Origin of the sequence: Enterobacter sp. I4, assembly GCF_022669095.1 — a bacterium.
In the GTDB taxonomy this organism is placed as follows: Bacteria; Pseudomonadota; Gammaproteobacteria; order Enterobacterales; family Enterobacteriaceae; genus Enterobacter; species Enterobacter pasteurii.
The window spans coordinates 234,892-246,844 of the sequence record NZ_JALBUO010000003.1 but is presented as its reverse complement, the minus strand read 5'-3'; the positions used below and the strand labels follow the sequence as shown (position 1 = coordinate 246,844).

Genomic DNA, 11,953 nt, shown 5'->3' with positions numbered 1-11,953 from the left:
AAGGGATGTTGCTTAAGAAAAATCGTGGTCGTCAGCTGTCTGCGCTGAGTTTGTGCCTGACAGTGATGTTTGCTCCACTGTTTACCGCTCAGGCCGACGAGCCTGAAATTGTGCCGACTGACAGCTCTGCGACGATGGGCGCGCAGCCGACGTCGCTGTCACAGCCGCTGGATCAGTCTCCGGCGACGGCCATTATGGCCGGCATTAAACCGCTGCCGGAAGGCATCGATACTGAATCACTACGCCAGCAGCTCATGACCGGGCTGCCTGCGGGCTATACTCCTGCCTATATCAACCAGCTTACGCTGCTGTACGCTGCGCGCGATATGAAACCGATGTGGGAAAACCGGGATGCAGTGCGCGCCTTCCAGCAGCAGCTGGCAGAAGTGGCGATTGCAGGTTTTCAGCCGCAGTTCACGACCTGGGTTGAACTCCTCACCGATCCCGCCGTCACGGGCCAGGCGCGTGACGTGGTGCTGTCTGATGCTATGATGGGCTACCTGCAGTTTGTGGCGGGCATTTCGGTGAACGGCAACCGCTGGCTCTACAGCAATAAGCCGTACAGGCTGGCGACTCCTGCGCTGTCCGTGATTAACCAGTGGCAGCTGGCGCTGGACAACGGTGACCTGCCGCGCTTTATCGCAAGCCTGGCGCCTGCCCATCCGCAATATGCCACCATGCATCAGTCGCTGCTTGAGCTGGTAGCGGATTCCCGCCCGTGGCCTCAGGTACGTGGGACAACCACGCTTCGTCCGGGGCAGTGGAGCAGCGATGTCCCGGCGATCCGCGAAATTATGAAACGCTCCGGCATTCTCGAAAACGGTCCTAAGATTGCGCTGCCTGGCGACGATACGCAAAACGCGGTCATCAGCCCGTCGGCCCCGGTAAAAGAGAAAAAGGCCGTTGCGCTGAGCAACAAACCCGCCGCCTACGATCGCGAACTGGTCGCGGCGGTTAAGCAGTTCCAGGCCGCGCAGGGTCTGGGCGCAGACGGGGTAATCGGTCCATCCACCCGCGACTGGCTGAACGTCTCGCCGGCTCAGCGCGCTGGGGTACTGGCGTTAAATATCCAGCGCCTGCGCTTGCTCCCGGGGACCTTATCCACCGGCATTATGGTTAACATTCCCGCTTATTCGCTGGTCTACTATCAGGACGGTAGCGAGGTGCTGGCCTCCCGGGTGATTGTGGGGCGGCCTGACCGGAAAACGCCGATGATGAGCAGCGCCCTGAATAACGTGGTGGTGAACCCGCCGTGGAACGTGCCGCCAACGCTGGCGCGCAAGGATATTCTGCCTAAGGTCTGGAACGATCCTGGCTATCTTGAGCGTCATAACTATACGGTGATCCGCGGCTGGAACAGCAAAGAGACGATCGATCCGTGGATGGTAGACTGGTCAACGATTACGCCGTCGAACCTGCCGTTCCGTTTCCAGCAGGCGCCGGGTGCGCATAACTCGCTGGGGCGCTATAAATTCAACATGCCAAGTTCGGACGCTATCTATCTGCATGATACGCCGAACCATAACCTGTTCCAGAAAGATGCCCGCGCGCTCAGCTCAGGCTGCGTGCGTGTGAATAAGGCATCGGAGCTGGCGAATATGCTGTTGCAGGATGCGGGCTGGAACGACACGCGGATCTCCGATGCCCTCAAGCAGGGGGATACCCGTTACGTCAATATCCGCCACAATATTCCGGTCAACCTGTATTATCTCACCGCGTTTGTGGGCGCGGACGGGCGCACCCAGTACCGCACAGATATTTACAATTATGATCAGACAGCGCGATCCGGCGCACAAATTTTGCCAAAAGCGGAACAATTAATCAGGTAAATGAAGCAGTTCGGGGAAAATGATTGTCGTAAGTTATGGTGAATACGGGGCGATCTGGCTACAGGCCGCGTATTTGCTGGGGTTGGGCGCCTTGACGTATCAGGCTTTGCCAGTTAAGGTGCCCTTCGTGCGCTAAGCATGTTGACAATTTCTTTTACCTGTAGACCTGATTATCATGGACAAATTTGACGCTAATCGCCGCAAATTGCTGGCGTTAGGTGGCGTTGCGCTGGGCGCAGCGGCTATCCTTCCGACGCCAGCATTTGCCACCCTCTCGACACCTCGTCCGCGTATTTTAACGCTCAACAATCTGCATACTGGTGAGACGCTTAAGGCGGAGTTTTTCGATGGCAGAGGCTATATTCAGGATGAATTAGCAAGACTCAACCATTTTTTCCGTGATTTCCGCGCGAATAAAATCAAAGCCATCGACCCTGGACTGTTCGATCAGCTTTTCCGCCTGCAGGGCCTGCTGGGCACCAAAAGGCCGGTGCAGCTCATTTCTGGCTACCGCTCTCTGGACACCAACAATGAACTGCGCGCCCACAGCCGTGGGGTAGCGAAAAAAAGCTACCACACGAAAGGGCAGGCGATGGATTTCCATATTGAAGGCGTTTCGTTAGCCAATATTCGCAAAGCGGCGTTATCTATGCGCGCAGGTGGTGTAGGATACTACCCACGTAGCAACTTTGTGCATATTGATACCGGGCCGGTTCGGCACTGGTAATAACGAAACACAGGAGCAGTATGAACTATCGTATTATTCCGGTTACCGCGTTCTCACAGAACTGTTCATTGATCTGGTGCGAACAAACCAGGCTGGCCGCGCTTGTCGATCCCGGCGGTGACGCCGGGACAATCAGGCAGGAAGTCGCTGCCAGCGGCGTGACGCTGGTACAGATTTTACTGACCCACGGTCATCTCGACCATGTTGGGGCAGCGGCTGAACTGGCTGAACACTACGGTGTGCCGATTATCGGCCCGGAAAAAGAAGATGAGTTCTGGCTGCAGGGGTTACCCGCCCAAAGCCGCATGTTTGGCCTGGACGAGTGTCAGCCGTTGACGCCTGACCGCTGGCTGAACGAAGGTGAGCGCGTTAACGTAGGGAATGTGACTTTACAGGTGTTGCATTGTCCCGGGCATACGCCCGGCCATATCGTCTTCTTTGACGACCAGTCGCGGCTGCTGATTTCCGGTGACGTGATTTTCAAAGGCGGCGTAGGACGCAGCGATTTCCCGCGCGGCGATCACGGTCAGCTGATTCAGTCGATTAAGCAGAAGCTGTTGCCGCTGGGCGATGACGTGACGTTTATTCCGGGTCACGGGCCGATGTCGACGCTGGGCCATGAGCGGTTACACAACCCGTTCCTTCAGGATGAAATGCCTGTCTGGTAACCAGAAATAAAAAAAGCCTGCTTATGCAGGCTTTTTTGTGGATGCAGATTACAGCACCGCGACAATGGCTTCGCACAGTGGCGCCATGTTGTCAGGCGTCATGCCTGCAACGTTTACGCGGCCAGAGGCAACGGCGTACACGCCAAACTCTTCACGCAGACGCAGCACCTGCTCTTTGGTCAGGCCGCTGAAGGAGAACATGCCGTTCTGCTTGATGATGAAGCTGAAATCACGATCGGCACCTTTCTCTGCCAGCGTGTTCACAAACAGCAGGCGCATGCGCTGAATGCGCTGACGCATATCGTTCAGCTCCTGTTCCCAGATAGCGCGCAGCGCATCGTTGCTCAGGATCGTCGCGACCACAGATGCACCGTGTGCTGGTGGGTTGGAGTAGTTAGCGCGGATCGCGGATTTCATCTGGCTGAAGGCGCGATCGACGATTTGCTCGTCAGCGGCTACCAGCGTACAGGCTCCCACGCGCTCGTTATACAGGCCAAAGTTCTTGGAATAAGAACTGGCTACGATCAGCTCCTGATGCACCGCAGCGAACGCGCGCAGGCCTTCGGCGTCTTCTTCCAGACCACGGGCAAAGCCCTGATAGGCGAAGTCGAACAGCGGCAGCCAGCCTTTTTCAACGGACAGCTTAGCCAGCTGTTCCCACTGCTCAAGGGTAGGGTCGATACCGGTTGGGTTATGGCAGCAGCCGTGGAACAGCACCACGTCGCCCGCCTGGGCTTCGTTCAGGCTTGCCAGCAGACCGTCAAAGTCCAGAGCGTGGTTTACCGCGTCGTAGTAGGCGTATTCACGCACTTCCAGACCCGCGGAATTGAATACGCTCTTATGGTTAGGCCAGCTTGGGTTGCTCACCCACACGCGCTTCACGGAGGTGTTTTTCGCCAGGAAATCTGCCGCCACGCGCAGTGCGCCGGTACCGCCAGGGGTCTGGGCCGTGCGGGCGCGTTTTTCGCTCACAATGGTGCTGCCTTTGCCGAACAGCAGCTCCTGGGTGCAGCGACCAAATTCAGGAATACCATCAATACCGAGGTAGTTTTTGGTGGTTTCGTTTTCCAGCAGGTACTGCTCAGCTTTTTTAACGCTGGTCAGTACCGGAGTTTTGCCGGTTTCATCTTTATATACACCAATACCCAGGTTGATTTTGCCAGGGCGGTCGTCGGCACGAAACAGATCGGCCAGGCCCAGAATTGGGTCGGCAGGAGCGGCAGTAATGTTCTCAAACATGACGAAGTTCCATTGTGATTACAGAAGTGAAATCCGCTATCAGGTTAACGGTAGATTTACAAAATGCCAACCGTTTGCGACGAAAAGCGTGCGGCTTTTCAAAAGTCGCTAAGTTTTATCTGCACAAATAAAAAAAACAGGGCCGAAGCCCTGTTTATTAAGCATATAACAATGCGGTGTGCTGATTAGAACTGGTAAACCAGACCCACAGCGACAACGTCGTCGTTGTTGATGCCCAGCTTGTTGTCGTCTTTCAGCTGGTTGATCTGGTAGTCAACATAGGTGGACATGTTTTTGTTGAAGTAGTAGGTCGCGCCAATGTCGATGTAGTTGATGTAGTCTTCGTCACCGATACCTTCTACGTCTTTCGCCTTAGATTTGTAGTAGGCGATGGATGGACGCAGACCGAAGTCGAACTGGTACTGAGCAACGACAGAGAAGTCCTGAGACTTGTTAGCGAAACCATTGTCCAGACGTGCTGCGTTACGCATTTCGCCGTACACTGCCGCCAGGTAGATGTTGTTCGCGTCATATTTCAGACCGGTTGCCCACTGCTCAGCTTTATCGCCTTCGCCCCAGGCCAGGCTGGTTTGCTGTGCATCAGTACGGTCAGCCGCACCATAAGCACCAACAATGCCGAAGCCTTCGTATTCATAGCTCAGAGAGGTCGCCCAGCCGTCACCGTTAGAACGTAATGCGTCATCACGCTCGTTTTTGCCCAGGTACTGAAGGCCAAAGTTCAGACCATCGACCAGGCCGAAGAAGTTGCTGTTGCGGTATGTTGCCAGACCACCGGTACGGCCTGCGAAGAAGTTATCGCTCGCGCCGGTATCACCACCGAACTCAGGCAGCATATCGGTGATGCCGATTGCATCATAGACCAGGCCGTAGTTACGACCGTAGTCGAAGGAGCCTGCATCACCGAATTTCAGACCTGCAAATGCCAGACGGGTTTTGTTGCCGTCCTGTGCATCGCCGCCTTCAGAGTTGTTACCCTGGAAGTTGTATTCCCACTGACCGTAACCAGTCAGCTGGTCGTTGATCTGAGTTTCGCCTTTGAAGCCCAGACGCGCATAAGTTTTGTCGCCATCGTTGCCTGCGAAGTCAGAGAAGTAGTGCAGGCCAACTGCTTTACCGTAAAGATCTAATTTGTTGCCGTCTTTGTTATAGATTTCAGCAGCGTTTGCTGCACCGGCTACCAGCAGGGCAGGGACTACCACTGCCAGGATATTGCGCTTCATCATTATTTATTACCCTCATTGGTTTTTTTATGACACTCGCCACCGCCGTCAATAAATTCTGTCAATAAATATTTCCGGAACTATTGATGAGAGTTAGGTGTCTTTTTGTATCTGACAGGCATCTTTCCATTCATAGAAGCGTTTCGCTACACTGAAAGTGCTACAATCTTCAAGATTCGGTTACAAAAAGAAATCATGTGTAACTAAATGTGTATTTTAGGGAACTTTGTGAAGCACCTCAAATTTCAGCGGCATCTGGCGAATTTAACATCTCCTTTATCCCTATATATATGATTTGCTTATCTTTAATTTTGCTAAATGCATTACTTATAAACAGAAGCTAAACGGTGTGTATTTTCTTATGACCGTAATAAGACGTCCGGATGGCTCTGGGTTTGGTTGTTTTTTGTGCTATTAATTAAGAAATGTATTAAGCGCAATAAGAATGAGGTTGTTTTTTTGTTCACAGATATTTCGTGGAAACAAAACGTAACAGGTAGAGGTTATCGCGGGGTTGTGTTTTAAAGACGCTGACTTTCGACTGACGAAAACTGACATTGCAGGATAAAATAATGGCCAGCGTTTGCTGGCCATAGGTAAGAAGGTCGGTTAGAAGCTTGCGTTACGCGGCGTGCGCGGGAACGGAATCACATCACGCACGTTCTGAACACCGGTAACGTAGGCAATCAGACGCTCAAAGCCCAGACCGAAACCGGAGTGCGGAACGGTACCGTAGCGGCGCAGGTCGCGATACCAGCTGTAGTCAGCCGGGTTCAGACCCATCTCCTGCATACGCGCATCCAGCACATCCAGACGCTCTTCACGCTGGGAACCACCGATGATTTCACCGATGCCCGGTGCCAGAACGTCCATCGCGGCAACGGTTTTACCGTCTTCGTTAAGGCGCATATAGAACGCCTTAATGTCTTTCGGATAGTTTTTCACAACAACCGGCGCTTTAAAGTGCTTCTCTGCCAGATAACGTTCGTGCTCGGAGGAGAGATCCACGCCCCAGTAAACCGGGTTCTCGAACTTCTCGCCGCATTTTTCCAGGATAGCAACCGCATCGGTGTAATCTACCTGCGCGAAGTCCGCGGAGACAAAGCGCTCAAGACGGGCGATGGCATCGTTATCCACACGCTCAGCGAAGAATTTCATGTCGTCTGCGCGCTCTTCAAGAACGGCTTTGAACACGTATTTCAGCATCGCTTCCGCCAGGCCCGCAACGTCGTTCAGGTCGGCAAAGGCCACTTCCGGCTCCAGCATCCAGAATTCCGCCAGGTGGCGGCTGGTGTTGGAGTTTTCCGCACGGAAGGTTGGGCCGAAGGTATAGATCCTGGACAGCGCACAGGCATAGGTTTCACCGTTCAGCTGACCGGATACCGTCAGGAAGGCTTCTTTACCAAAGAAGTCTTTGTCGTAGTCGACTTTACCTTCCGGCGTACGCGGCAGGTTTTCCATATCCAGCGTTGAAACGCGGAACATTTCACCTGCACCTTCGGTGTCGGATGCGGTAATCAGCGGGGTAGAAACCCAGAAGTAACCCTGCTCGTTAAAGAAGCGATGCAGCGCCTGCGCCAGGGTGTGACGCACGCGGGCAACCGCACCAATCAGGTTGGTGCGCGGACGCAGGTGCGCGACTTCACGCAGATATTCGATGCTGTGACGCTTTGCTGCCATCGGGTAGGTATCCGGATCTTCAACCCAGCCGGTTACTTCCACAGCAGTCGCCTGAATTTCGAAGCTCTGACCCTGGCCCGGAGAAGCCACCACAACGCCGGTAACGATCACGGAACAGCCTGTTGTCAGGTGCAGAACGTCGTCATTGTAATTGGGCAGAGAATTATTAATGACGGCCTGTACAGGATCAAAGCAGGAACCGTCATAGACGGCGAGGAAGGAGATGCCAGCTTTAGAATCTCGACGAGTACGCACCCATCCGCGCACGGTGACCTCCTGGTCAACGGCGACACGGCCCTGGAGTACGTCGGCTACAGGCACAACGCTCATAATATTCTCTCTGTTAATAGTCGGAAAAAATAAACACTTGTCCGCCCTTATAGGGGGGATATCTATGTTACCTGCCATCCGCTATCAGACAAGTAAATTTCGCAGTCTTAAGAGAAGAAATAAGAAATAAATAAGAGAAGGGGAGCCATGGAGGCTCCCCGAAGCGGTTAGCTGGCTTTTTTCACCAGGGGCAGATCGAAGGCTTTACGTAATGCGCGAACGAACGCTTTGTCATGGCAGATGGTTTTGCCCGGGCTGTCGGATAGCTTCGCCACCGGCTTACCGTTACATTCCACCAGTTTTATGACAATGTTCAGCGGTTTCACCTGAGGGATATCGCAGGTCAGGCGCGTACCGATCCCGAAGCTAAGATTCACCCGAGAGGAGAAGTGGCGATAAAGGTCAACGGCTTTCGCGAGATCGAGATTATCGGAGAAGACCAGCACCTTACTCATCGGGTCGATACCCAATTTTTCGTAATGGGCAATGGCTTTCTCACCCCATTCCACCGGATCCCCGGAGTCATGGCGTAAGCCCTGATAGCGTTCAGCAAATTCAGGACCAAAGTCGCGCAGGAACGCGTCCATGGTAATACAGTCGGTGAGGGCAATGCCGAGCCGATCCGGATATTCGTCAAGCCACGCGGCGAGGGCCGCGCGCTGGCTGTTAGCGAGGTCAGGGCTAATTTGCTGGTGTGCCTGGAACCATTCGTGCGCCTGGGTGCCCATTGGGGTTAAATCCAGGCGACGCGCCAGATCGTAGTTGCTGGTGCCAACAAACCACGGCTCCTGCTGAAGGCGTCTGACGATGGCTTCCTGCACGTCGCGTGAGAAGCGGCGGCGCGTGCCAAAGTCCATCAGCCGGAAGCGAGACATATCCAGCCCTTCGGTCAGCTGGTTAAACTCAACGAGTTTATTTTCCAGCGCGGCAACGGCCTGGGTAACGCCGGTTTCCGGGGAACGATAGCGGTGGGCCAGCTCGCTGATTACGGCCAGGAGCGGCACTTCCCACATGATCACTTCGCGCCACGGGCCGGTCAGGCGGATGTCCAGCTTGCCGTTATCATTCGAGACGGTGACCTGTTCCGGGTTATAGCGGAAGTCGCGCAGCCAGTTCAGATAGTCCGTTTTGAAGAACGGCAGGCCAGAAAGCCATTGATATTCGTCATCCTGCAGCGCCAGATGCTGCATGGCATCGACCTGTTCACGAATGGCGTCTGCGTAGATACCCAGCAAGTCGTCACCCCGGCAGCGAAATTCCGCCGCAACATGAACATCATGATAGTGGTGAAACACGGCTTGCTGCATATGCAGCTTGTACGCGTCGGTATCCAGCAACGTATGCAGAACCGGAGAAGCGAATTGAGTCATAGGTGCGCTGTAGCATCCTCTCACGGGAGCGTTTAGTACAATAAACAACTCCGGAGTATACCTTGTTTAATGATTTATTGAACCCCGATCACAACATAAGCACACTTTATGGTCGAGTGCATTTCGTGCCCCGTGTTATAAAAATGTAGCAAAAAAGGTCGTTGTGCCTGAAAAGATGAACATTCTGCATAGCGCGTTTTACACAACAGGAATATATTGAATCGTTACTCGACAAACGATGCATAAGGTTTTCTATGACACAACAGCCACAAGCCAAATACCGCCACGACTACCGTGCGCCGGATTACCTGATTAGCGATATCGATCTGACGTTTGACCTGGATGCTACAAAAACCGTTGTGACGGCGGAAAGCCAGGTGACGCGCCAGAGCGCGACGGCCGTGCCGCTGCGTCTGGATGGTGAAGACCTGACGCTGGTCTCCCTGCATATTAATGATGAAGCCTGGTCAGACTATAAAGAAGAAGGCAACCAGCTGGTCATCGACAACCTGCCGGAACGCTTTACGCTGCGCATCGTGAATGAAATCAGCCCTGCCGCCAATACCGCGCTGGAAGGGCTTTACCAGTCAGGCGTAGCCCTGTGTACCCAGTGTGAAGCAGAAGGTTTCCGCCACATTACCTGGTATCTGGATCGCCCGGACGTGCTGGCGCGCTTTACCACGAAAATTATTGCCGATAAAGCGCTGTACCCGTTCCTGCTCTCCAACGGTAATCGTATTGGCGAAGGCGAGCTGGAGAATGGCCGTCACTGGGTGCAGTGGCAGGATCCGTTCCCGAAACCGTGCTACCTGTTTGCGCTGGTGGCAGGGGATTTCGACGTTCTGCGCGACACCTTCAAAACCCGCTCTGGCCGTGAAGTGGCGCTGGAGCTCTTCGTCGACCGTGGAAACCTTGACCGCGCGCCGTGGGCGATGACTTCCCTCATCAACTCCATGAAGTGGGACGAAGAGCGCTTTGGCCTCGAATACGACCTCGACATTTATATGATTGTCGCCGTCGACTTCTTCAATATGGGCGCGATGGAGAATAAGGGCCTTAACGTCTTTAACTCCAAATACGTGCTGGCGCGTACCGATACCGCCACCGATAAAGACTATCTCGATATCGAGCGCGTCATCGGTCACGAATATTTCCACAACTGGACCGGGAACCGCGTCACCTGCCGCGACTGGTTCCAGCTGAGCCTGAAAGAGGGCCTGACCGTCTTCCGCGATCAGGAGTTCAGCTCCGATCTCGGCTCGCGGGCGGTGAACCGCATCAACAACGTGCGCACCATGCGCGGCCTGCAGTTTGCGGAAGACGCCAGCCCAATGGCGCACCCGATCCGCCCGGATAAAGTGATTGAGATGAACAACTTCTACACCCTGACGGTGTATGAGAAAGGCGCTGAAATTATCCGTATGATCCACACCCTGCTGGGGGAAGCGAACTTCCAGAAAGGGATGCAGCTCTACTTCGAGCGCCACGACGGCAGCGCGGCCACCTGCGACGACTTCGTGCAGGCAATGGAAGACGCGTCCAACGTCGATCTCTCTCATTTCCGCCGCTGGTACAGCCAGGCCGGAACGCCGATTGTCACCGTGAAAGACGATTACAATCCGGAAACCGAGCAGTACACGCTGACCATCAGCCAGCGCACGCCGCCAACGGCCGAGCAGGAGGAAAAACATCCGCTACACATTCCGTTCAGCATTGAACTGTACGACAACGAAGGCAACGCGATCCCGTTGCAGAAGGGCGGGCATCCGGTACATAACGTGCTGAACGTAACCCAGGCGGAGCAGACCTTTATCTTCGATAACGTCTACTTCCAGCCGGTTCCTGCGCTGCTGTGTGAGTTCTCCGCGCCGGTTAAGCTGGAGTACAAGTGGAGCGATCAGCAGCTGACGTTCCTGATGCGTCACGCGCGCAATGATTTCTCTCGCTGGGATGCGGCGCAAAGCCTGCTGGCGACGTACATCAAGCTGAACGTCAACCGTTACCAGCAGGGCCAGCCGCTGACGCTGCCGGTGCATGTGGCAGATGCCTTCCGCGCCATACTGCTGGATGAGAAGATTGACCCGGCGCTGGCGGCTGAAATTCTGACGCTGCCGTCCGCGACCGAAATCGCGGAGCTGTTCGACATCATTGACCCGATTGCGATTGTGGCCGTGCGTGAAGCGCTGACCCGCACGCTGGCGACCGAACTGGCGGATGAATTCCTCGCCATCTATAACGCCAACAGGCTGGACGCCTATCGCGTGGAGCATGCGGACATTGGCAAGCGTTCCCTGCGCAATACCTGCCTGCGCTACCTTGCGTTTGGTGAAGCCGAGCTGGCAAACGTGCTGGTAAGCAAGCAGTACCACGAAGCGGATAACATGACGGATGCGCTGGCCGCGCTGGCGGCGAGCGTTGCCGCCGAGCTGCCGTGCCGTGACGCGCTGATGCAGGAGTACGACGACAGGTGGCACGAGAATGGTCTGGTGATGGACAAATGGTTCATCCTGCAGGCCACCAGCCCGGCGGCCGATGCGCTGAGCAAGGTCCGCAGCCTGCTCAGGCACCGTTCGTTCACCATGAGCAACCCGAACCGCGTTCGCTCGCTGATTGGCGCGTTTGCCAGCAGCAACCCGGCCGCGTTCCATGCTGAAGACGGCAGCGGCTATCAGTTCATGGTGGAAATGCTCACCGAGCTGAACAGTCGTAACCCGCAGGTGGCGTCTCGCCTGATTGAGCCGCTGATCCGCCTGAAGCGCTACGACGCGCAGCGTCAGGCGAAAATGCGAGCCGCGCTTGAGCAGCTGAAAGGGCTGGAAAACCTCTCTGGCGATCTGTACGAAAAGATTGCGAAGGCGCTGGCCTGATA

The 11,953-nt window shown here is 54.9% G+C and carries 8 protein-coding genes; 4 read left to right on the top strand and 4 right to left on the bottom strand.

The genetic code is table 11. The annotated features are described in order from the left end of the window. The first annotated feature begins 5 nt into the window (after positions 1 to 5). The 3 genes from ldtD (at position 6) to MOQ06_RS20465 (ending at position 3,224) form a co-directional block, all read left to right on the top strand. Positions 6 to 1,829: a L,D-transpeptidase gene (ldtD, locus tag MOQ06_RS20475; protein WP_242174621.1), complete on the top strand. Its 1,824-nt coding sequence runs from the start codon at positions 6 to 8 to the stop codon at positions 1,827 to 1,829. A 175-nt stretch (positions 1,830 to 2,004) separates the two neighbouring features. Beyond that, the gene (locus tag MOQ06_RS20470) at positions 2,005 to 2,556 is read left to right on the top strand and encodes a YcbK family protein (protein WP_176610717.1); all 552 of its coding nucleotides are present in this window, start codon (positions 2,005 to 2,007) and stop codon (positions 2,554 to 2,556) included. A gap of 20 nt (positions 2,557 to 2,576) precedes the next feature. After that, positions 2,577 to 3,224 (top strand): MBL fold metallo-hydrolase, encoded by a 648-nt coding sequence (locus MOQ06_RS20465; RefSeq protein ID WP_148421027.1) that lies wholly within the window; start codon positions 2,577 to 2,579, stop codon positions 3,222 to 3,224. A gap of 48 nt (positions 3,225 to 3,272) precedes the next feature. On the opposite strand, the gene MOQ06_RS20460 is transcribed toward MOQ06_RS20465, so the two are convergent. The 4 genes from MOQ06_RS20460 to pncB form a co-directional block, all read right to left on the bottom strand. After that, positions 3,273 to 4,463, bottom strand: coding sequence for an amino acid aminotransferase (locus tag MOQ06_RS20460; protein WP_242174618.1), 1,191 nt, complete (start codon positions 4,461 to 4,463; stop codon positions 3,273 to 3,275). Between the two features lie 185 nt (positions 4,464 to 4,648). Further along, entirely contained in the window at positions 4,649 to 5,707 is a 1,059-nt protein-coding gene (gene ompF, locus MOQ06_RS20455; protein WP_274857760.1) for a porin OmpF, read from the bottom strand. A gap of 606 nt (positions 5,708 to 6,313) precedes the next feature. After that, positions 6,314 to 7,714 carry an asparagine--tRNA ligase gene (asnS, locus tag MOQ06_RS20450; RefSeq protein ID WP_148421022.1) on the bottom strand — a complete coding sequence of 467 codons (1,401 nt, stop codon included), beginning with the start codon at positions 7,712 to 7,714 and terminating at the stop codon, positions 6,314 to 6,316. 167 nt (positions 7,715 to 7,881) lie between these two features. Next, complete coding sequence (pncB, locus tag MOQ06_RS20445) at positions 7,882 to 9,084, bottom strand: nicotinate phosphoribosyltransferase (protein WP_242174616.1); 1,203 nt, start codon at positions 9,082 to 9,084, stop codon at positions 7,882 to 7,884. Positions 9,085 to 9,338: 254 nt separating this feature from the next. Here pncB and pepN point away from each other — a divergent pair, with 254 nt between their 5' ends. Then, entirely contained in the window at positions 9,339 to 11,951 is a 2,613-nt protein-coding gene (gene pepN, locus MOQ06_RS20440) for an aminopeptidase N (RefSeq protein ID WP_242174615.1), read from the top strand. Positions 11,952 to 11,953 lie beyond the last annotated feature (2 nt).